This is a genomic window from Leptothrix cholodnii SP-6, assembly GCF_000019785.1.
In the GTDB taxonomy this organism is placed as follows: Bacteria; Pseudomonadota; Gammaproteobacteria; order Burkholderiales; family Burkholderiaceae_C; genus Sphaerotilus; species Sphaerotilus cholodnii.
Window position 1 is genome coordinate 481,015 of sequence record NC_010524.1, and the last position, 20,837, is coordinate 501,851.

Annotated in this window: 23 protein-coding genes; 13 read left to right on the top strand and 10 right to left on the bottom strand. The window is 68.7% G+C overall.

The window, feature by feature from the left end; all coding sequences use genetic code 11:
• Window positions 1–118: 118 nt before the first annotated feature.
• From LCHO_RS02220 to LCHO_RS02240, 5 genes are all read left to right on the top strand, one after another.
• Complete coding sequence (locus LCHO_RS02220) at window positions 119–922, top strand: IclR family transcriptional regulator domain-containing protein (RefSeq protein ID WP_012345477.1); 804 nt, start codon at window positions 119–121, stop codon at window positions 920–922.
• 86 nt (window positions 923–1,008) lie between these two features.
• Window positions 1,009–2,208 (top strand): 4-hydroxybenzoate 3-monooxygenase, encoded by a 1,200-nt coding sequence (pobA, locus tag LCHO_RS02225; RefSeq protein ID WP_012345478.1) that lies wholly within the window; start codon window positions 1,009–1,011, stop codon window positions 2,206–2,208.
• A gap of 7 nt (window positions 2,209–2,215) precedes the next feature.
• Window positions 2,216–3,970, top strand: a complete 1,755-nt coding sequence (locus tag LCHO_RS02230) for a SulP family inorganic anion transporter (protein ID WP_012345479.1) — start codon at window positions 2,216–2,218, stop codon at window positions 3,968–3,970.
• Between the two features lie 66 nt (window positions 3,971–4,036).
• Entirely contained in the window at window positions 4,037–4,918 is an 882-nt protein-coding gene (locus LCHO_RS02235) for an alpha/beta hydrolase (RefSeq protein ID WP_012345480.1), read from the top strand.
• A 37-nt stretch (window positions 4,919–4,955) separates the two neighbouring features.
• Window positions 4,956–5,378, top strand: a complete 423-nt coding sequence (locus tag LCHO_RS02240; RefSeq protein ID WP_012345481.1) for an acyl-CoA thioesterase — start codon at window positions 4,956–4,958, stop codon at window positions 5,376–5,378.
• A 15-nt stretch (window positions 5,379–5,393) separates the two neighbouring features.
• Here LCHO_RS02240 and LCHO_RS02245 read toward each other — a convergent pair whose 3' ends face one another.
• Both LCHO_RS02245 and LCHO_RS02250 read right to left on the bottom strand, forming a co-directional pair.
• Complete coding sequence (locus LCHO_RS02245; protein ID WP_012345482.1) at window positions 5,394–6,332, bottom strand: hydroxymethylglutaryl-CoA lyase; 939 nt, start codon at window positions 6,330–6,332, stop codon at window positions 5,394–5,396.
• A gap of 19 nt (window positions 6,333–6,351) precedes the next feature.
• Complete coding sequence (locus LCHO_RS02250; protein WP_012345483.1) at window positions 6,352–7,719, bottom strand: MATE family efflux transporter; 1,368 nt, start codon at window positions 7,717–7,719, stop codon at window positions 6,352–6,354.
• A 278-nt stretch (window positions 7,720–7,997) separates the two neighbouring features.
• On the opposite strand from LCHO_RS02250, the gene LCHO_RS23245 reads away from it, so the two are divergent.
• The 5 genes from LCHO_RS23245 (at window position 7,998) to chrA (ending at window position 11,768) form a co-directional block, all read left to right on the top strand.
• The gene (locus LCHO_RS23245) at window positions 7,998–8,396 is read left to right on the top strand and encodes a hypothetical protein (RefSeq protein WP_150105400.1); all 399 of its coding nucleotides are present in this window, start codon (window positions 7,998–8,000) and stop codon (window positions 8,394–8,396) included.
• 147 nt (window positions 8,397–8,543) lie between these two features.
• A complete protein-coding gene (locus tag LCHO_RS02255; RefSeq protein ID WP_012345484.1) occupies window positions 8,544–9,056 on the top strand; it encodes a DUF4188 domain-containing protein in 513 nt (170 codons plus the stop codon).
• Between the two features lie 43 nt (window positions 9,057–9,099).
• A complete protein-coding gene (locus LCHO_RS22525; protein WP_012345485.1) occupies window positions 9,100–9,330 on the top strand; it encodes a DUF1653 domain-containing protein in 231 nt (76 codons plus the stop codon).
• Window positions 9,331–9,392: 62 nt separating this feature from the next.
• Window positions 9,393–10,223 carry a tetratricopeptide repeat protein gene (locus tag LCHO_RS02265; RefSeq protein WP_012345486.1) on the top strand — a complete coding sequence of 277 codons (831 nt, stop codon included), beginning with the start codon at window positions 9,393–9,395 and terminating at the stop codon, window positions 10,221–10,223.
• A 174-nt stretch (window positions 10,224–10,397) separates the two neighbouring features.
• Complete coding sequence (gene chrA / locus LCHO_RS02270) at window positions 10,398–11,768, top strand: chromate efflux transporter (RefSeq protein ID WP_012345487.1); 1,371 nt, start codon at window positions 10,398–10,400, stop codon at window positions 11,766–11,768.
• A 20-nt stretch (window positions 11,769–11,788) separates the two neighbouring features.
• Here the strand turns inward: chrA and LCHO_RS02275 are convergent, their stop codons facing one another.
• From LCHO_RS02275 to LCHO_RS02290, 4 genes are all read right to left on the bottom strand, one after another.
• Window positions 11,789–12,841 (bottom strand): DMT family transporter, encoded by a 1,053-nt coding sequence (locus LCHO_RS02275; RefSeq protein WP_012345488.1) that lies wholly within the window; start codon window positions 12,839–12,841, stop codon window positions 11,789–11,791.
• A gap of 8 nt (window positions 12,842–12,849) precedes the next feature.
• Window positions 12,850–13,368 (bottom strand): heme-degrading domain-containing protein, encoded by a 519-nt coding sequence (locus LCHO_RS02280; protein ID WP_012345489.1) that lies wholly within the window; start codon window positions 13,366–13,368, stop codon window positions 12,850–12,852.
• Window positions 13,369–13,449: 81 nt separating this feature from the next.
• Window positions 13,450–14,688: an AGE family epimerase/isomerase gene (locus tag LCHO_RS02285; RefSeq protein ID WP_012345490.1), complete on the bottom strand. Its 1,239-nt coding sequence runs from the start codon at window positions 14,686–14,688 to the stop codon at window positions 13,450–13,452.
• Between the two features lie 88 nt (window positions 14,689–14,776).
• Window positions 14,777–15,796, bottom strand: coding sequence for a LacI family DNA-binding transcriptional regulator (locus LCHO_RS02290; protein WP_012345491.1), 1,020 nt, complete (start codon window positions 15,794–15,796; stop codon window positions 14,777–14,779).
• A 320-nt stretch (window positions 15,797–16,116) separates the two neighbouring features.
• On the opposite strand from LCHO_RS02290, the gene LCHO_RS23600 reads away from it, so the two are divergent.
• Both LCHO_RS23600 and LCHO_RS02295 read left to right on the top strand, forming a co-directional pair.
• Window positions 16,117–16,278 carry a hypothetical protein gene (locus LCHO_RS23600; protein WP_012345492.1) on the top strand — a complete coding sequence of 54 codons (162 nt, stop codon included), beginning with the start codon at window positions 16,117–16,119 and terminating at the stop codon, window positions 16,276–16,278.
• Window positions 16,279–16,625: 347 nt separating this feature from the next.
• Entirely contained in the window at window positions 16,626–16,865 is a 240-nt protein-coding gene (locus LCHO_RS02295; protein WP_012345493.1) for a hypothetical protein, read from the top strand.
• 49 nt (window positions 16,866–16,914) lie between these two features.
• On the opposite strand, the gene LCHO_RS02300 is transcribed toward LCHO_RS02295, so the two are convergent.
• The 4 genes from LCHO_RS02300 to LCHO_RS02315 form a co-directional block, all read right to left on the bottom strand.
• On the bottom strand, window positions 16,915–17,484 hold the full coding sequence (locus LCHO_RS02300; RefSeq protein ID WP_012345494.1) for a YceI family protein: 570 nt from the start codon (window positions 17,482–17,484) through the stop codon (window positions 16,915–16,917).
• A gap of 54 nt (window positions 17,485–17,538) precedes the next feature.
• Window positions 17,539–18,111: a YceI family protein gene (locus LCHO_RS02305; protein ID WP_012345495.1), complete on the bottom strand. Its 573-nt coding sequence runs from the start codon at window positions 18,109–18,111 to the stop codon at window positions 17,539–17,541.
• A gap of 40 nt (window positions 18,112–18,151) precedes the next feature.
• Window positions 18,152–18,721, bottom strand: a complete 570-nt coding sequence (locus tag LCHO_RS02310) for a cytochrome b (RefSeq protein WP_012345496.1) — start codon at window positions 18,719–18,721, stop codon at window positions 18,152–18,154.
• A gap of 144 nt (window positions 18,722–18,865) precedes the next feature.
• Window positions 18,866–19,825 (bottom strand): MerR family transcriptional regulator, encoded by a 960-nt coding sequence (locus LCHO_RS02315; protein WP_012345497.1) that lies wholly within the window; start codon window positions 19,823–19,825, stop codon window positions 18,866–18,868.
• 157 nt (window positions 19,826–19,982) lie between these two features.
• On the opposite strand from LCHO_RS02315, the gene LCHO_RS02320 reads away from it, so the two are divergent.
• Window positions 19,983–20,558, top strand: coding sequence for a glutathione peroxidase (locus LCHO_RS02320; protein WP_012345498.1), 576 nt, complete (start codon window positions 19,983–19,985; stop codon window positions 20,556–20,558).
• Window positions 20,559–20,837 lie beyond the last annotated feature (279 nt).

The window sequence follows — 20,837 nt, forward strand, 5'->3', positions numbered from 1 at the left end:
ATTGGGGTTTGCGAGTGGGTGCTTGCAAATGTCGTGCGCTGTGCGCACAGTCGGTCACTGTGCCGGAGGTGGCTCGCTACGCTTGACTTGACGCTTGATAACCCCCGCCCGCGCTGCCATGTCCGCCCCCGCCGCAACCCTGTCCGCCGACGACGACGCGCTGCTCGCCGCGTCGCCGCGCGACTTCGTTGCGGCGCTGCAGAGCGGCCTGCTGGTGATCGAGGCCTTCGACCAGGACCGCCCGCGGCTGTCGATCAGCGAGGTGGCGCAGCGCGCCGGCCTGACCCGCGCCGCCGCGCGCCGCCACCTGCTCACGCTCACCGCGCTCGGCTACGCGCGCCAGGACGGCCGGCTGTTCGCGCTGACGCCCAAGGTGCTGCGTTTCGGCCAGAGCTACATGCACTCGGCGCGGCTGCCGCGGCTGCTGCAGCCGCAGCTCACGCGGCTGGCGCTGACGCTGCAGGAAGCCAGCTCGGCCGGCGTGCTCGATCACGACGACGTCATCGCCCTGGCTGCGGCCACCGCCGGGCGGGTGGTGTCGGCCACCTTGCAGCCGGGCACCCGCGTGCCGGCCTGGTGCACCGCCAACGGCCGGGTGCTGCTGGCCGCGCTGCCCAACGACGCGCTGACCGACTTCCTGGCGCGCCAGGTGATGCTGCCGCTGACGCCGCAGACCATCACGCAGCCCGAACGCCTGCGGCTCGAGATCGAGCGCGTGCGGGTGCGCGGTTACGCGCTGGTCGACCAGGAGCTCGAACCCGGCCTGCGCACGCTCTCGGTGCCGCTGCGCAACTACCGCGGCGACGTGCTGGCCGCGCTCAACATCAGCGCCCACGCCGGGCGCATGCGCAGCGAGGAACTGCTCGAGCGCTGCCTGCCGATGCTGCTGGAGGTGCAGGCGCATCTGCGCGAGCACCTGTAGGCCGCGCCGCTTCGTGCCGGCCGGTTCACCCCACCGAATTTCACCCCCACCCCCGAACCTCGAACCCCGCTCACAGGAGACAATACATGAGCACCCAACGCACCCAGGTCGCCATCATCGGCGCCGGCCCCTCGGGCCTTCTGCTCGGCCAGCTGCTGCACAAGGCCGGCATCGCCAACATCGTGATCGAGCAGCGCAGCGGCGACTACGTGCTCGGCCGCATCCGCGCCGGCGTGCTGGAGCAGGTCTGCGTCGACCTGCTCGACGAGGCCGGTGTCGGCGCGCGCATGCACCGCGAGGGCCTGGTGCACCACGGCATCGAGCTGGCCTTTGCCGGTCAGCGCCACCGCATCGACCTGAGTGGCCCGACCGGCGGCAAGGCGGTGATGGTCTACGGCCAGACCGAGGTCACGCGCGACCTGATGGACGAACGCACCGCCAACGGCGCGCCGATCGTCTACGAGGCCGAACACGTCGAGGTGCACGACTTCGACGGCAGCAACCCGCGTGTCACCTACCTGAAGGACGGCGTGCGCCACGAGGTGCTGTGCGACTTCATCGCCGGCTGCGACGGCTTCCACGGCGTCTGCCGCGCCAGCGTGCCGGCCGGGGCGATCCGGAACTTCGAGCGCGTCTACCCGTTCGGCTGGCTCGGCATCCTGGCCGACGTGGCGCCGGCGGCCGACGAGCTGATCTACTCGAACCACGAGCGCGGCTTCGCGCTGTGCAGCATGCGCAGCAAGACACGGGTGCGCCACTACGTGCAGTGCTCGCTGCAGGACAAGATCGAGGACTGGAGCGACGCGCGCTTCTGGGACGAGCTCAAGAGCCGCCTCGACCCCGAGGCCGCCGCCACGATCCCGACCGGCCCGTCGATCGAGAAGAGCATCGCGCCGCTGCGCAGCTTCGTGGCCGAGCCGATGCGTTTCGGCCGCATGTTCCTGGCCGGCGATGCCGCCCACATCGTGCCGCCCACCGGCGCCAAGGGCCTGAACCTGGCGGCGGCCGACGTGCGGTATCTCAGCCGCGCCTTCATCGAGTTCTACGCCGACAAGACGGCAGCCGGCATCGACGACTACTCGCGCAAGGCGCTGCGCCGGATCTGGAAGGCCGAGCGCTTCAGCTGGACCATGACCAGCCTGCTGCACAAGTTCCCGGCCGGCGCGGGCGACACCGGCGACGTCGGCTTCAAGCTGCAGATGGCCGAGCTCGACTACCTCGTCAACTCGCCGGCCGCGATGGCCTCGCTGGCGGAAAATTACGTCGGTTTGCCATTCGAGGAGTGAGCGTCATGTGCTGTTGAGCCGCTGGTTGGGGGATTGGGTCGACATCGTCACGCCGCAGACGCTGCGGGCCGACCTGCAGGCCGGCCTGCTGGGGGCGCTGCTGGTGCTGCCGCAGGGCATCGCGTTTGCCACGCTGGCGGGGCTGCCGCCGCAGTACGGCCTGTACAGCGCGGTGCTGCCGGGCATCGTCGCGGCGCTGGCCGGTTCGAGCCGGCACGTGGTGTCGGGGCCGACCAACGCCAATTCGCTGGCGCTGATGGCGATGCTGGCGCCGCTGGCGGCCACCGGCAGCGCGCCCTACATCGAGCTGGCGCTGGCGGTCACGGTGCTGGTCGGGCTGATGCAGCTGGCGGTGGGCGCGCTGCGGCTCGGGCTGCTGGCCAACTTCATCTCGCCCGCCGCGCTGCAGGGTTTCACCAGCGGCGCGGCGCTGCTGATCGCGGTGCACGCGCTGCGCGACGGGCTCGATGCCGGCGTGCCCGGCGGCCAGAGCGCCGCCGCCACGCTTTGGCAGACGCTGCAGGGCCTGCCGCACACCAACCTCGCCGCGCTCGCCGCCGCCACCTCGGCCTTGCTGATCGCAGTGCTGGTGCGGCGCAGATGGCCACGCTCGCCGCACATGCTGATCGGCCTGCTGCTGGCCACCGCGCTGGGCTGGCTGCTGCGCCATGAAACCGGCGCCACGCTGGTGCTGACCGGCGCGCTGCCCAGCCCCCTGCCGTCCTGGCATCCGCCGTCGTTCGACACCGCCACGCTCGGCACGCTGTTCGAGAAGGCGCTGGCGCTGTCGGTGATCGCGCTCGGCCAGTCGCTGTCGATCGCCAAGGTGCTGGCGGCCCGCTCGGGCCAGCGGCTCGACGTCAACCGCGAGTTCGTCGGCCAGGGCCTGTCCAACCTGATCGGCGGTTTCTTCTCGTGTTACCTGTCGTGCGGCTCGCTGAACCGCTCGCTGCCCAATCTGCAGGCCGGCGCGCGCACGCCGCTGGCAGCGGTGGCCGCGGCGCTGTGGCTGCTGCTGCTGGTGGCGCTGCTGGCCGAGCCGCTGGCGCAGATCCCGCGTGCGGCGATCGCCGGGCTGCTGTTGCTGGTGGCGGCGTCGCTGCTCGACCTGTCGGCCTGGCGCTACCTGTGGCGGCTCGACCGCAGCGAGTTCGCGGTCGCCGCGGCCACGCTGCTGGCGACGCTGACGCTGCGGCTCGAAAGCGCGATCCTGCTCGGCACCGGGCTGTCGCTGGTGATCTACCTGTACCGCACCTCGCGCCCGGCGATGCGGCTGATGGGTTTCGACCGCTGGCGTGCCGACCGCCGTTTCGTGGTGCGCGCCGATACGCCCGAGCCGCTGCCCGCCTGCCCGCAACTGCACCTGCTGCGCATGGAGGGCGCGATCTACTTCGGCGCCGCCGCCCATGTGGCCGATCAGCTGCACGCGCTGCGCGCCGCGCCCGACGCACCGCGCCACCTGCTGGTGATGGCCAAGAGCATGAACTTCATCGACCTGGCCGGCGTCGAGGTCTGGGAGACCGAGCTGCGCGAGCGCCGCGCGCTGGGCGGCGATCTCTACTTCCACCGCCCGCGCCCGCAGGTGCTGGCGATGTGGCGCAGCAGCGGTTTCCTGCAGCGCCTGGGCGAGGACCACGTCTACCCCGACAAGCGCAGCGCGCTGGCCGACATCTACCGCCGGCTCGACCGCAACGTCTGCGCTCAGTGCCAGGCGCGGGTGTTCTGGGAGTGCCGCGACGACGATCCGCGCGCCCTGATCTGATCGGCCCTGGCCGGCGGTTTCCCGGTGGCCTGCAGGGGTCGTACAAGTCTGGGAACATCGCCTCCCATGCACCGCACCCCCTCTTTTCGACGCGTTTCGATCGGGCTCCTGCTGTCGCTGATCGTGGCCGGCACGCTGCTCGGCTGCGGCACGCTCGACGAGAAACAGCGCGCCTGGATCTTCCAGCCGTCCAAGAACACCTGGCGCGGCAGCGCCTGGGCGGCCGAGGGCATGGACTCGGTGTGGATCGATTTCAAGAGCGCCGAGACCGGCCAGCCGGTGCGCCTGCACGGCCTGTGGCTGGCGCAGCCCAGGGCCGACGCGCCCGTGCTGCTCTACCTGCACGGCGCGCGCTGGAACGTGCGCAGCAGCGCCACCCGCATGCGCCGCCTGCACAGCCTGGGCTTTGCGGTGCTGGGGGTCGACTACCGCGGCTTCGGCGAGAGCACCGACACCCTGCCGTCGGAGGCGATGGCCTACGAAGACGCCCGCGCCGCCTGGGACTGGCTGGCGCAGCAGCATCCGCAGCGCGCGCGTTTCGTCTTCGGCCACTCGCTGGGCGCGGCCATCGCGGTCAATCTGGCGGGCCAGGTGAGCGATGAATCGGGCGTCATCCTCGAAGGCAGTTTCCCGTCGATCGCCGACGTGGTGGCGGCCTCGCGCTGGGGCTGGCTGCCGGTGTCGCCGCTGATCACGCAGCGTTTCGAGGCTGGCGAGCGGGTCGCCGCGATCGGCTCGCCGCTGCTGGTGGTGCACGGCAGTGCCGACCGGCTGATCCCGCCCGAACTCGGCCGCGCGCTCTACGACAAGGCGCGCGAGCCCAAGCGCTTCGAGCTGGTCGAAGGCGGCTCGCACCACAACACCAACGCCGTCGGACTCGACCAGTACCGCGCCGCGGTGCGCGCGGTCTTCGGCCTGGCGAGCGACGAGCGCCTGTCGCTCGACTGAACCCCGCGCCGGCCGCGCCGCTGCTAACGTGCGCGCCATGAATACCCACACCTACACCCTGCGGGTCGAGTTCGGCGACTGCGACCCGGCTCAGATCGTCTGGTTCCCGAACTTCTTCCGCTGGGTCGACGCGGCCAGCCGGCACTTCTTCGTGCAGTGCGGCCTGCCCGACTGGAAGGTCAGCGAACGCGAGCGCGGCATCATCGGCACGCCGCTGGCCGACACCCAGGCCAAGTTCGTGCGCCCGGCCTCCTACGGCGACGTGCTGCAGATCGAGAGCGGCGTGTCGGAGTGGCGGCGCAAGAGCTTCGTGATGAAACACGTGATCCGCCGCGCCGACCTGGTGCTGGTGGAAGTGACCGAGGTGCGCGTGTTCGCCCGCCGCAAGGGCGATGGCGGCGACCCGCACGCGATCGAGGCGGTGGCGGTGCCGGAGGACTGGCGCGCGCTCTGCGAATGACCGGCGAGTGATCGCTCAGCGGCCGAGCGCCGAGGCCGGCACGAAACCCTTCGGCAGACCCGCCTCGGGTGTCATGCCGTAGATCGCCTCGCCCGGCAGGCCGGCCCGCAGCGCATCGCGTGCGGCCATCAGGCGCGCGAGGTCGATGCCGGTGCGCACGCCCATGGCCTCGAACATGAACACCAGGTCCTCGGTGACGACGTTGCCCGACGCGCCCGGCGCATAGGGGCAGCCGCCCAGGCCGCCGAGCGAGGCGTCGAAGGTGCGCACGCCCACGTCGTACGCGGCCAGGCAGTTGGCCAGGCCGAGACCGCGGGTGTTGTGCAGGTGCGCGGCGCCGGCGTGCGCACCGATCGCCGCGCGCAGCCGCGTGAACAGCCGCCGCACCTGCGCCGGGTTGGCCATGCCGGTGGTGTCGGACAGGCCGGTTTCGTCGGCGCCTGCCTGGGTGAGCTGCTCGGCCAGCCGGATCACCTCGTCCTCGGCCACCGCGCCCTGCAGCGTGCAGCCGAAGGCGGTCGAGATCGCGGCCTCGACCTTCACGCCCGGCGCGCTCTGGTCGCGCAGGCGTACCACGGCGCGCACCTCGTCGACCATCTGCTCGCGGGTCTTGCGCACGTTGGCGAGCGAGTGCGCCTGGCTGGCCGACACCGGCAGCGTCAGCTTGTGCACGCCCGCGGCCAGCGCGGCCTCGGCGCCGCGGGTGTTGGGCACCAGCGCCATCACGGTCCAGCCGGGCAGGCCGAGGGCATGGCGCACCACCTCGGCCACGTCGGCCATCTGCGGCAGCAGGCGGGCCGGCACGAAGGAGCCGACCTCGATCTCGCGCAGGCCGGCGGCGTGCAGGGCGTCGATCCAGGCCCGCTTGGCGGCGGTCGGCATCACGGCCGCAACGCTCTGCAGGCCGTCGCGCGGGCCGACCTCGCTGATCAGCACGTCGGTGCGGCTTGTCATCGGCACGCTCCGGGGCGCATCAGAACCGGCTCTCGACACCCGGCGAGCGGATGCGCTGGTGGATGGCGCGGGCGTGGGCCACCCAGCCGTGGGTCTCCCAGCGCCAGTACATCAGGGCGCTGCGGATCCACTCGTCGGCGGCGTAGGCGATCCAGATGCCGACCAGGCCGAACTCGCGGCCCAGCAATACCGAGCCCACGCCCAGCACCAGGATCAGCGAGGTGATGCTCGCCGCCACCGGGTAGATCACGTCGCCGGTGGAGCGTAAAGCGCCCAGCACCACCAGGTTGGCGACCCGGCCGGTCTCGAGCGCGAACGAGATCCACAGCAGCGTCTGCGCCATCTCGATGATGGCCGGGTCGCGCGTGAAACCGCGCATCAGCCAGGGCGCGGCCGCGGCGGCGATCAGCGCCAGCGCGCCCGATGCCAGCAGGCCGTTGCGCAGGCCCTTGCGCACCAGCTGGTGGGCGGTGCGGAACTCGCCCGCGCCGATCAGGTGGCCGACCATGATCTCGCAGGCCCAGCCGATCGCCAGGCTGATCAGCAGCACGTAGCGCAGCGTCTGCAGCGTGTAGGCCTGGGTGGCGAGCGCGGCCACGCCCAGCTTGGCGGCGGCCGACAGCGACATCATGAAAGCGATGCGGTAACCCAGTTCGAGCGACGCGCCGGGGATGCCGATGCGCAGCACCGGCGCCAGCGCACGCACCGGGCAGACCCACCAGTCGCGCCGGTGCGGCACCAGCTTCATGTTGATGCGCCACAGCCGCAGGTGCAGCACCACGCCGAGCGCGCGGCTGATCGTCAGGGCCAGCGCGTAGCCGGGCAGGCCCAGGCCGTCCCAGCCGCCGACACCCAGCATCAGCGGGAAGGCCAGCACCACGTGGCTGGTGTGCATCAGCACCATCACGACCAGCGCGTCGCGCGCCCGCAGGTGGGCGCGCAGGATGCTGGCCATCGTCAGGTTGTAGGCCTCCAGCAGCAGCGCCAGCGCGAGCAGCGGCAGATAGGGCTCGGCCAGCGCCATCACCGCGTCGGGGGCGTTGAGCACGTCGAGCGTCCAGTTGCTGCCCAGCAGCACCCACAGCGCCGCGGCGGCGCCGGCCCAGGTGCTGGCGCCCAGGCCGACCAGCGCGGTGCGGCGCGCCGCTTCGGGCTGATGGCCGCCGATCGCCTGCGTGATCGTCACCCCCACGCCGATCGCCAGCACCCGGAAGATCACGAACAGCGTCTCCATCACCTGGTTGGCCATGCCGAAGGCGCCGGCCGCGGCGTCGGAGATCTCCGACGCCATCCACAGCCCGGCCATCGCCACGCTGATGCCGATCAGGAACTCCCCCAGGATCGGCCCGGCAATGGGGGTGATGTGCGGGCGTGGGGTTTTGGCCATGGTGCTCTTGTGCGGGCGTGAGGGGCGATTGTGCGTAGTAATCGGGCTGTAACCCAGGGGTGGTCGCGGTGAGTTTCGAGGACACGCGCTGTCGCAAAGGCGGGGTGGTGAGGCGCGGCGTCGAGTGCGGGGCGGTGATCGGGCATTCAGTGAGTGGGGAGCGTTCCTGTCACAGGGACCTCTCGCGGTGCGCTCGCCTAACAATACTAGTGATGCCATAGTTGACACTAGTGTTTCATGGTGGGACACTAGTGAATCACTTTGATCTGGAGGCTCAAATGCAAAAGTTTGAAGTTGACGATGACTTGGCCGCACTCGTGGAACGGCTCGCCAAACCCCGACCTTTCGAGAATTTGTCGTTCAATGCTGCCTTGCGCCGCGTCTTACAGGGGCAGGAGCTTTCGGCAGCGAGAGCAACAGAACCAGATGAAATTGACAGACTGCTTGGCGAAGCTAACGCAGTATCTGCAAGGGAGCCAAAGAAGGCGCCGTCGCCAAGCGCGGCTGAGTGGGCTGCTTCCGTTCCTGAATTGAAAGACCGCAGGGGCATGACCACTTGGAAGGCGATTTGTGACCTACTCAAGATTGATACAGCCGGAGACTCAGCGCGCCGGAAGTTGAAGAACTGGGTCAAGCTTCACAGGTCAAAATGGCCAGCGGTACCGGACATCGACTGACGGTGACGTCTCTCAAGTATGTCGCGCTAAGTATTTGATTTATGTAGGGCGGGTGCGAGCGACGGACTTTCGGAACGATTTGCGGGCGTGGGCCGATTACTTCGCTAACCCACTTCGAGTGGACATAAAAGCTACGCGAGTTCTGCCATGAGTGAAATTTTCCGAGGCAGGTATACGGCGCAGATCGAAGGCCCGTTTGTGGTCTTCATCATCGGCATGCGGATCAACCGTTTGCTGGCCGTACACAAATGGCTCCCGGTTGCGCAGGCCATGGGACCCATGGTGAAGCACCTGATGGCGCACAAGGAACTCGGGTTACTGCACGCCCAGAGTTATGCCTACTGGCGCGGTGCCGCACTCGTTCAGTACTGGCGATCTTTCGAGCAACTCGAACGCTTTGCGCGCGACCCGTCGCTCAATCATTTGGAACCCTGGAAGCGGTTCAATCGGGCGGTCGCCGCAGACGGCAGCGTCGGTATCTGGCATGAAACCTACGTGGTGCAAGCTGATCAATACGAGTGCATCTACGGCAACATGCCGAAAATGGGTTTGGCGTTGGCAGGTACGCATATGGCAGCCATCGGTGCCAAGGAAACGGCGAAGCGCCGCTTGGGAATGAAAGGTGATCCGGCGGTTGCTTCTTACGATAATCCGCAGTAGTTTGAGCACGGTAGTACTAAAACTATTTTATTTATTTGCACCCATGAGCAATCTGCCTGATCTCCCTGAAGCACGTCTCGGCCGCTATCGTCATTACAAAGGCGGCGAGTACGAGGTTGTCGGCGTTGCCCGCCACAGTGAAACGCTTGAGCCCATGGTGGTGTATCGCCCGCTGTACAACGAGACCGGCCTTTGGGTACGCCCCTACGAAATGTTCTTCGGGCAGATCGAAGTTGACGGACAGCCACAACTGAGGTTCGCCCCTGTCGATTGATATGGACGACTCGTCCAACAGAATGTTGCGCTCGCTCGTCATTGGGCGTCTGAAAGCGATCCATGGCGACAGAAATCCCCGGCATCGAAAAACTCCGCGCACTTGCACATCGCCGAGTCAGCCCGCGGCTGATATTGCCGCTGGCCCTGCTCGTGCTCGCAGCCATCGGTGCGCGGCAGTTCGGCGAGATATCCCTGTCGCTGGGTGCGCATCAATACGCCCGTTTCTTCTATCTCGTCGCCGCTTGGCAGGGCAACTCGGCGGCGCAGAACAACCTCGGCGCGCTCTACCTGGAAGGCAAAGGGGGTTTCCCTGACCCCGTGGCCGCTGCGCACTGGCTGCAGAAGGCCGCGGAACAAGGGCAATCAGCGGCGGCGTTCAATCTCGGCAATCTCTACGAAGAGGGTCGTGGTGTCCCGAGGGACAGTCGGCGGGCCGCGGCGCTGTTCGAGCAGGCGGCTCAGGCCGGTGATCATGACGCGGCCTTCAACGCCGGTCGCCTGTATGCCGATGGACGCCCGGATTTGCCCAAGGACGTGAACGCGGCGATCAAGTGGTACACCAAATCCGCAGACGCCGGATTCGCCTCCGCGCAGTACAACCTGGGCAGCCTGTATGCGCAGGGTGATGGCGTTGCCAAGGATTTCAGCATGGCGGCGCAGTGGTATCAACGTGCGGTCAAGTCCGGGCACCCGAAGGCGCAGCTGGATCTGGGATCCATGTATGCGTTCGGGATTGGCGTTGACAGAGATCTCGCTCGTGGACTGCAGTTGCTTGAAGCGGCGGCGCAGACAAAAGAACTCGCCCCCAAGGCCAAGGCTCATGCGGCCCTCGCCTGTCGGGACCGCACGCCTTTGGAGCGGGATCTCTGTGACCGTCGTGTCCGGAACTGACGCCAGATCCTCGTTCCAGCCCTTGCGATCGAGGTGCGCCACCACGGCATCCCGGCGGCCGAGGGCTGGTCTGCGTGGCCTGCATACTGACGAGATGCCTTGCGGCCGGGTCGCCGCCGAGGCCGTTTTCGATGCGCTGCACGCGGCCCCGCCTGCGGCGCCAGGAGCCTGAACTTGAATCCACCTTCGCCATCCCGTCCGGACGCGGACACCGCGCCCGCATCGGTCAGCTTTGCCGAGGCGCTGCGCTTCTGGCTCAAGCTCGGTTTCATCAGCTTCGGCGGGCCGGCCGGGCAGATCGCCATCATGCACACCGAGCTGGTCGAGCGCCGGCGCTGGATCAGCGAGCGGCGGTTCCTGCACGCGCTCAACTACTGCATGCTGCTGCCCGGCCCCGAGGCGCAGCAGCTCGCCACCTACATCGGCTGGCTGATGCACCGCACGTGGGGCGGCATCGTGGCCGGCGCGCTGTTCGTGCTGCCGTCGCTGTTCATCCTGATCGCGCTGTCGTGGATCTACATGCGCTTCGGCGACCTGCCGCTGGTGGCAGGCATCTTCTACGGCATCAAGCCGGCCGTGACGGCGCTGGTGCTGCACGCGGCGCACCGCATCGGCACGCGGGCGCTGAAGAATCGCTGGATGTGGGGCATCGCCGCGGCCGCCTTCGTGGCGATCTTCGCGTTCGACACGCCGTTCCCGGCCATCGTCGCGGCGGCTGCGTTGATCGGCCACTTCGGTGCCAAACATGCGCCGACGGTGTTCGCGCTCGGCGGCGGGCACGGCGCGGCCAAACAGGGTTACGGCCCGGCGCTGATCGACGATCACACGCCCACGCCTGACCATGCGCGCTTCTCGCGCAGTCACTTGGCCAAGGTGCTGGCCGTCGGGCTCGGGCTGTGGGCGCTGGTGATGACCGTGCTGGTCGCCACCCAAGGCCTGCACGGCACGCTCGCCACGATGGGCTGGTTCTTCACCAAGGCCGCGCTGCTGACCTTCGGCGGCGCCTACGCGGTGCTGCCGTATGTCTATCAAGGCGCGGTCGAGACCCATCAATGGCTCAGCGGCGCGCAGATGATCGACGGCCTGGCGCTCGGTGAAACCACGCCCGGCCCGCTGATCATGGTGGTGGCCTTCGTCGGCTTCGTCGGCGGCTGGCTGACGCAGGTCTTCGGCGCCGATGCGCTGTTCATGGGCGCAGCGGTGGCGGCCACGGTGGTGACGTTCTTCACCTTCCTGCCGTCGTTCGTGTTCATCCTGGCAGGTGGCCCGCTGGTCGAGGCCACCCACGGCAAGCTCGGGTTCACCGCGCCGCTGAGCGCGATCACCGCGGCGGTGGTCGGCGTGATCCTGAACCTGGCGCTGTTCTTCGCGTACCACGTGCTGTGGCCGCAGGGTTTCGGCGGACGCTTCGATGCGGTCTCGGCCGTGATCGCGGTGGCGGCGGCGCTGGCGCTGTTTCGATTCAAGATCGGCGTGATGCCGCTGCTGGGTGGCTGCGCAGCCGCCGGGCTGGCGGTGACCCTGCTGGCGCCGGCGCTGCGCTGAAGGTGGGCGCCGCGCCGTCGTCAGTGACGATGCCGGTGGTGCGCGTCGGGTACATGGGGATGGCCGTGCCGCATCGGCTCATGGTGATGGGCGTGGCTGTGTTCGCCGGCCGGCATCGGATCGTGACGGTGTTCGTGGTGGCCGTCGTCGTGCCGGTGGGCGTGTTCATGGTCGAGCGCCTCGTGCGGGTGTTCGTGGCCGTGTGATTCGGCCAGGTGCAGCAGCACGCCCGCCAGCATCAGCACGCTGCCCAGCGCCATCACCCAACTCGCCGATCGGTCACCGAGCACCACCGCCAGCACGGCACCGATGAAGGGCGCGAAGGCGAAGACCGAGCCGGTGCGCGCAGCGCCGAAGGCGCGTTGTGCCAGCAGGTAGAAACGCAGGCTCAGGCCGTAGCCGGTGGCGCCCACGGCGAGCAGTGCCAGTGCCGCCACGACGCCGGGCAGGGGCTCACCCGATGCGATCGCCAGCAACGTGGTCGCCGTGGCACCGAGCGCCGCCTTGGCCATCACGACCTGCGCCGGGTCACGCTCGGCCAATGCGCGCGACAAGGTGTTGTCGATGCCCCAGGCCGCCGTGGCCACCAGCACGGCCAGCAGGCCGAGAAGCTGGGTGCCACCCGTGCGCCCCTGATCGAGCACCAGCACCATGCCACCGGCCAGCAGCAGCGCCATCGCCGCCCGGACCCGCCGGTCCAGGGTCTCGTGATAGAGGCGCCAGGCCAGCAGCGCGGTGAACAGCGCTTCGAGCGTCAGCATCAACGACGCGCTGGTGCCGCTGGTGCGCTGCAGGCCCCAGGCCAGCGCGACCGGCCCGATCACCGCCCCGAAGCCGGCCATCGCCAGCAGGCGGCGGGCGTCGCTGCGTCGGAGGCGGGCTTCGGCCTCGACCGGCTGCCTCAGCGCCGCACCCAGGACTGCGGCGCCCGCATACAGCAACGCCGCGGTGCTGAAGGCGCCCAGGCCGGCGCCGAAGTGCTGCACCAGCGGCGTGCTGATACCGAACAGCGCCGAAGCCAGCAGCGCCAGCACGCCACCGCGCAAGGCGGGCCCACGTGGTGGCGTCGCCATCGAGGTCTTCAATCGAGCGCGATCGCGGTCGGCTCGAGGTCGCACTGCAGCGCCAGCACCTCGACCACCAGCGCGTGGTCTTCACGCTGCGGCAGGCCCGAGACCGTGACCGTGCCGACGCAGGCGCCGCCCGCCAGCCGGACCGGGAAACTGCCGCCGTGGCTGGCGTAGTCGCGGGCGGGCAGGCCCATCATGGTTTCGAGCGAGCTGCCTTCGAGCGCCAGCGAGCGGCCCACCGCGTACGAGCTGCGATGCAGCAGCTCGACGGTGTTGCGCTTGCGCCGGGCCCAGTCGGCGTTGGCCGGCGTGGTGCCGGGCATGGCGTGGAAGAACACCAGCTCGTGCGCCAGCCGGATCTCGATCGTGACGGCGTGGCCGCGGGCTTCGGCCAGGCGCTTGAGCGCCAGGCCGATGTCCCAGGCGATGGCCTGGTTGAAGTGCGGCAGGTGCAAGCGGCTCTCCTGGTCGGCGATGCGCGCCAGGTCGTGCTGCAGCGTCTTCATCTGATCGCTGGTGAGGGGGCTCATGGCGGGGCTCCTTGAAGGGCAGAAGCAGCCACCTCGAGGTGGCGCAGGGTCATGGTCGGGCGCCGGGGCGGCGCGGTGTCGTCACGGCACGCCCAGGCCGCGCAGCACGTCGTAGCAGGCGCCCATGGTGTGGTAATCGGTCTTGCCGGCGGGGCTCTTCTCGTCGGAACAGGCGCGGTTGTCGGGCGTGCGGATGCGGTACCAGGCGCCGTGCCGGTGGTCGATCATGTGGGCCCAGCTGTAGGCCCAGATGCGGTCGTACCAGTCCCAGTAGGCCTCGTCGCCGGTGCGCACCGCCAGCAGCGCGGCGGCGCCGAAGCTCTCGGCCTGGACCCAGAAATACTTGTCGGCATCGCAGACCTCGCCCCCTGGGGCAAAGCCGTAGACCAGGCCGCCGTTTTGCGCGTCCCAGCCGTGGCGCATGGCGGTGTCGAAGAAACGCTGCGCGGTGGACAGCAGCCAGGCCGGGCGGTGGTTGACCGGCAGGTGGCGCTCCAGCTGCATCAGCAGCTTGGCCCACTCGGTCAGGTGGCCGACCTGATAGCCCCAGGGCCGGAAGATGTTGCTCTTGTCGTCGCGGTTGTAGTCCCAGTCGACCGACCAGTCGGCGCGGTAGTGCTCCCACACCAGGCCGTCGGCCAAGGCGGCCTGACGCTGCGTGATCGACTCGGCCAGCGTCAGCGCGCGCTGCAGGTACTTGGCGTCGCGGGTCGCGTCGTAGGCGGCGATCATGGCTTCGCAGCCGTGCATGTTGGCGTTCTGGCCGCGGTAGGGGCCGACCTGCCCGTCTTGCCACTGCTGGGGCGTGGCCTCGTCGGCGTAGAGGCCGTGGGCGGGCTCCCAGAAGCGCTGCTCCATCAGCTCGAAGGTGGCTTCGAGCCCGGCGCGTGCCTCGTCCACGCCGGCCATCACGGCGTGGGCGTGGGCCAGCAGCACGAAGGCCAGGCCGTAGCAGTGGTGGGTGCCGTCCTGCACGGTGGCGCGGCGGCCGTCCCAGTCGATCTGCCAGGCGTAGCCACCTTGTGGTTGGGCGTGCGCCTGCTGCAGAAAGGCCAGGCCGTGGCGCACGCGCTGCTGATAGTCCGGGTACACGGCCGCGCCGAAGCGCCGCCACGCCATCGCGTGGTTGAAGACGAAGCGCGTGCTGCTGACGAGGTGGCGGGTGCGGTGGTCGTAGACCGTGCCGTCGTCCTTGTAGAAGTGGAAGAAACCGCCGCTCGGGTCGACGCAGCGGGCGTCGTAGAACGCCAGCGTGTGGCGGATGTGGCCGAGCAGGAAGTCGGGTGAACGGAAGTCGGGGTGTGCGGAGGTGTCGGTCATGGCGGTGTCCTGTTCCTGTGGTCAGTCCCGGGTCTTCCGGCCCATCGGTGCCCGCTCGGGTGCCTGCATCTGCGCCACGGCGGTGCCGTCAGTCGATGGCGGCGGTCGCGGCCTCGACGGCGCTGCTGCTGTCGATCCGGCTGCTGGCGCGCACGATCAGCGTGACCGGCAGGGTGGTCTCCTGCGGCATCTCGGCGCCGCGCATGATCAGCTCGACGCCGGTGCGCCCGAGCGCCGCCTTGTCGACCCGCAACGTGGTCAGCGGCGTCGGGGCGTAGCCGGCGGCGGGGATGTCGTCGAAGCCGACGATGGCGATGTCCTGCGGCACGCGCAGGCCGGCTTCCTGGCAGACCTCGAGCGCGGCCAGCGCGGCGGTGTCGTTGTAGGCGAACAGGGCGTCGGGCCGCGGGTGCAGGCGCAGCAGCACGCGCATGGCGGCCTCGGCGCCGCTGGCGACATCGAGGCCGGGCGGCGCGATCACTTCGAGGTCGGGGTCGGCCAGCACGCCGGCCTCGAACAGCGCGCGGCGATAGCCCAGCTCGCGCTCGCGGCTGCTGAAGTGCGCCAGCGAGCCGGCCAGGTAGGCGATGCGGCGCCGGCCGAGGTCGAGCAGGTGGCGGGTGGCGAGGTAGCCGCCCATCCGGTTGTCGGGGTTGACCGAGGCGCAGCCGGGCATCCAGAAGTCGACCAGCGCCATCGGCAGCTCGAGCCCCTTGAGCAGCGTCAGCAGCTCGGCCTCGAAATAGCCGGCGGCGAGCAGCGCGTCGGGTTCGTGCAGGCGCAGCAGGTCGCGCACCGGATCGGCCGGCCCGGCGGCCAGCAGCGTGGGCGCGATGCCGAACTCGCGGCAGGCTTCTTCGACGCCGTGCATCACCAGCGAGAAGAACGGGTTGAGCGCGAAGCTGCTGTGATGGCGGTGCACCAGGAACACCAGCCGCTGCGCCTTGCCCGAGCGCAGCCGGTCGCTGTCGTAGCCGAGCTGGCGGGCCACCGCACGCACGTGGCGGCGGGTTTCGTCGGACAGGCCGCGCTGGTTCTTCAGCGCCCGCGAGACGGTGCCGATCGACACGCCGGCGGCCAGCGCGACTTCGCGGATCGTCACGCGCATGGCGACGCCTGCGCGGTCATGGGCTGCCCCGAACCGGCGATCTCGCAGCCGGACGAGGTGGATGCGGCGGGATCGGCGGCGGGGGTCATGGATCGGTCCGCAGGGGTTGTGAATCGAAAGGCCAGTGTAAGGATGAGGCTTGTTTTTAGTAAACAGCTAAACGATCCATTTTTTGTTCTGGTTTACCCGCATCGATCGACACGTCGTGACGTGTTTTTGCGCTTCCGCGTGTCATCCGAGTGCCGACATGCCTCGTTGTGGACTCACGCGCACGGCAACGTGCGCAGGTTTCAACCGAAAAACATCCAGTCCCCCGACCCATGAAATACCTGCTGCGCAACGACCATCAAGCTCCGCGTCGCCCGCCCGTGCCGGAGCGTTCGACCGACAAGGGTCAGAAACACGAGTCGTTCGACTTCGGGCGCATCGGTTTCGATCAGCGCAGCATGGCGCTGGCGCAACGCATGGACCGCAAGCGCTGATGCCGTGCGAGGCACAGGCCGCGCGCCGTGCTTCCGATGTTCAGTCCTGGTTCATTTTCGTGAGCAACTGTCTGCGCTCACGGCAGCCGGGATGGCTGTTTCGAGCCCGTTGTCGGGGCTGCTCCGAGCTGCATCGGATGAGGTGATTCCGGCTCTCCGGGGCGGGTATTCACGCCTGTGACACGTTCGGGGCGTGCCTTGCTCGGTGAATCGACCTGATAGCAGGTGTCCGGCCTGTCGTCGATGCGTCCGCTCACGGAGTCGGGATTTCTTGTCAGCAATTCGTCACAGATTGGCGGCTATTTGCACGATACGGTATCGTGCAAATAACTCATCCAGGAGCTGACATGAGCCCCGATCTGTCCAGCAGTACCCTCTCCGCCACCGTTGCCGGGCTGACCCGGTTGCTGGTTGTCCTCCTGATGGCGCCGGGTGTCATCGCCGCGGCGCTGGTGGCCGGTGCGCTGGCGCTGTGCCTGATGCCGCTGCTGCTGCTGGTCGCCCCGGGGCGCCGCGCGGGTTTCTCGATCCACTCGCTGATGCCCATGCGGGCCCAGATGGCAGCACGCCGCCCAGCGGGCAGCTGAGCGGCGTGGCAATTCGCAAGCGCCGCTCGGGCGCTTGCCAGTCTGGCGATTACTGCTTGACCGCTTCGGTCTGGATTACCAGGCGGATGTCATCCTGGAAACCCCAGTCCAGGCCGTACTTCACGCCCCAGGCGCTGCGCTTGAGGGTCGCCTCGAAGTCACCACCGCACACCTCGCGCTTGAGCATCGGGCTGTCGTAGCAGTTGAACTGCGTGGCCTTGAGCGTCAGCGGCAGGGTCTTGCCCATCAGCGTGAACATGCCGCTGACTTCGCTGACCTTGTCGCCGGTGAAGACGAACTTGTCACCCACGAAACGTGCCGTCGGAAACTTCTCGGCGTCGAGGATCTCGGCGCTCTTGATGTGGCTGTTGAACGGGCCGGTGCCGGTGTTGATCGACGCGACGTCGATCGTGATGTCGACCTTGCCGGTCTTGGCTGCGCGGTCGAACTGGACCGTGCCTTCCTTCTTGTCGAAGCGGCCACGGTTCGTGCTGGTGCCGAAGTGGCCGATCTCGAAGGTCACGAACGTGTGGGTCGGCTCGATCGCGTAGGTCGCCGCCTGGGCGGTACCGGTGACGAATGCCGACACGGCGGCCAGGGCAAGCAGGGACTTCTTCATGGAGACTCCTTGGGGGTCGTGGGGGTGAAAAGGGGTGGATTCGGGGGGTGCGGCTCAGAGTGCGGCCATGCCGCTGATCTGCAGCTTGAACTTCACCTGGACGTCGTTGGCGACCATCGAGGTGTCGGCCCAGTCGCCGTCGCCGATCTTGAAGTCGAGGCGCTTGATCGCGAAGCTGCCGGTCGCGGTGGTCGCGCCGCCGGCCTGGGCCAGCGCCACCGGCACGGTCACGTCCTTGACGGCGCCCTTGATGCTCAGCTTGCCGGCCACTTCATATTTGCCGCCGCCCAAGGCCTTGATCGCGCTCGACTGAAAGGTCGCCTGCGGGAACTTCGGCACGTTGAACCAGGTGGCCTTGGGCAGCTCGGCATCGGATTCGGGCACGCCCAGGGTGGCGCTGCCGAGGTCGATGCTGAAGCTCACCTTGCCGCCTTCGGGCTTCTTCGGATCGAACGCCAGCTGGGCGTCGAACTTGCGGAACTTGCCTTCGACCGGCACGCCCATCTGCTTGCTGACGAAGCCGATCTCGCTCTTGGCGGCATCGACTTTCTGCTGCGCGCAGGCGGCGCCGCTGGCCAGGAAGGTGAACGCGGCCACGGCGGCGGTGAAGGTCAGTGAGGTGTTCATGGTTCGGGTCTCGGTGAAAAGGGTGCGTCGTGCGTGTGGCTCAGGCCGGGCCGATGCCCATGCGGCCGAGCAGGCGGTCGCGGTCGATCCACTGGTGCTTGAGTGCGGCGCCGATGTGCATCAGCACCAGCGCGCCCAGCCCGAAGGCGGCCAGCTTGTGCAGCGGCTTGATCAGCTCGGCCAGTTCCTTGTCGACGCCGATGAAGTCGGGCAGCGGCAGCACGCCGAACCAGACGATCGGGAAGCCGGCCGCCGAGCTGTAGGCCCAGCCCGTCAGCGGGATGGCGAAGAACAGCAGGTACATCAGGTGGTGCGTGCCGTGATGGGCGATGCGCTGCCAGCGCGGCATGGCGGCCTCGACCTCGGCCGGCAGGGCCGGCGGGCGGTGCGTCAGGCGCCACAGCAGGCGCAGCGCCGACAGCGCCAGGATCACGACGCCGGCCCACTTGTGCCAGTTGTAGAGCTTGAGCCGCTGCGGCGAGAACGGCAGGTCGGTCATGTAGACCCCGACCGCGAACGAGCCGATGATCGCCAGCCCCAGCAGCCAGTGCAGGGCGATCGCCACGCTGCCGTAGCGTCGGGCGGGGGTCGGAGTGGAGGTGGTGTTCATCGATGCAAGCGGGGCTTGGGATGAACGGGAGCTTAGGTGTCGACCCCGCTGCGGCGGTTCACCGACCTTGACGCATCCATTTGAAAACTCTGAATGTTGATCCGCGGCAAACACCGCGGACCGGATGCGTGGCAGCGCCACGGATCAGCGCCGGGCGGCCTTCCAGCGTTCGATCTCGGGGCCGATCGCGTCCAGGCTCGAGATCAGCAGCACGCCGTCGACCGCCCGCCGGTGCAGCGCCGCCAGCGGGCTGCCGGCCCAGATCTCGACTTCTGCGGGCAGCCGCGAGCGCAGTTCCGCCAGGCTGTCGGCAGCCTGGTTCGGGTTGCTGGCGGCGCTGAAGCTGAGTGCGACGATGTCGGTCGCGTGGGCCTGGCTGGCCAGCATCAGGTCATGCAGCGGCGTCTGCCGGCCCAGGTTCATGGTGGTGCAGCCGTGCACCAGGAACAGCGCGTCGGCCATCAGCAGGCCCAGGCCGTGGGCCTCGAACGGAAACGTCGTCAGCACCACCCGCGGCCGCGACGCCGCGCTGGCTTCGGGTGACGCCGACATGGCGGTGCGCAGCACGGTCTCGAGGGTTTCGCTGCACAGGTGCTCCTCGAACACCTCCAGCTGCCCGCGCGCCCAGGCCTGGCCGACCTCGGCCACCAGCGGCATCGCCAGATCGATGACGAACCGCTCCAGCCCGACCCGCAGAAGCGCCTGGCTCAGGGCCCGACGCAGTGCGCCGAGGTCGTGCGCGCGCAGCAGGCGCAACAGGCGCTGGACCTCGGTGTCGTCGTGCGCGTCGGTGCTGGCGCGGGCGGCCGGGCTGCCGCCGACGGGGCTGCCATCGCCCAGCCGCTGCAGCTCGTCGAGGCTCAGGTTGACGATGCGGCCCGGGCGATGGCCGGCGTCGAGCATGCGCTTGACGTGGCGCAGCCGCTCGACCTGATCGGGCGGATACAGGCGCTCGCCGTTGGCGTCGCGGCTGGGCTGCGGGAAGCCGTAGCGGCGCTCCCACACCCGCAGGGTGTCCTTGCCGATGCGGGTGTCGCGCTCGACCGCGGCGATCGTCAGCGACAGCGGCGAGGCCGGCGCTTCGGTGGGTGATTCGATGCTCATGCGCAGGCCCGGCCAGCTGCGCCAACGCGCATCGGCGAGAGGGTGGGGGTGATGATCAAGCCTCGACTCGGCATGGATATGTCTTGGACAACTGGTTGAATAATTGGATTCAAGCTTCTAATATAGCCACGAGTTCAGTTATTGACCAGGACAAAGCATGGACAACCCCTTCCGTCGTCGAGCCCTTCTGGGCCTTGCGGCCTGGCCGCTGGTGCTGGCATCGGGCCAGGCGTCGGGTGCGTCGACGGCCTGTCCGGCGCTGCTTGACCGATCGATCCCCCGGCTTCAGGACGAGCAGGCGCAAGCACTCTGCCAGTACAGCGGCAAGGTGCTGTTGATCGTGAACACCGCCAGCGCCTGCGGCTACACCTCGCAATACGAGGGGCTGCAGAAGCTGCATGAACAGTACCGCGAGCGCGGCCTGGTGGTGATGGGTTTTCCGTCCAACGACTTCGCCGGCCAGGAGTCGGGCGACAACCGGCAGATCGCCGAGTTCTGCGAGAACCAGTTCGCCGTGCGCTTCCCGATGTTCGTCAAGGGCGCCGTGCGGGGCCCGCAGGCGCAGCCGCTGTATGCCGACCTGAAGCGGCTGAGCGGCCAGGCGCCGGGCTGGAATTTCCACAAGTACCTGGTCGGCCGCGACGGCCGGTCGGTGCGCAGTTACGCCAGTGCCGTCGGCCCGGACGATCGTCGTCTCAGGCTGGACATCGAAACCTTCTTGAATGCCCGTTGAGCGATGCAAATTTTCACAAACCCGCCCGCACATGGGCATGAACCGGCGGAACTTTCAACCGGTGCGACTGTCGTAGTCAGCACGCGTGCTGGCTCGGAGGAGCGCCCGGCGCGTGATCAGGGTTCGTCCCGCCCCCAGTTTCAATCGTGCAGCCGACCGGCTCGAACGGTCGCCCTCCCGAAGCGCATTTCCTCCTCCTCCCTCCCTCCCTCGTTCGCTTCGGGACGCTGCACGGTTGCCTTCCTGCCGCCCGCTGCACCCGCCACTCCGGTGCAGCGG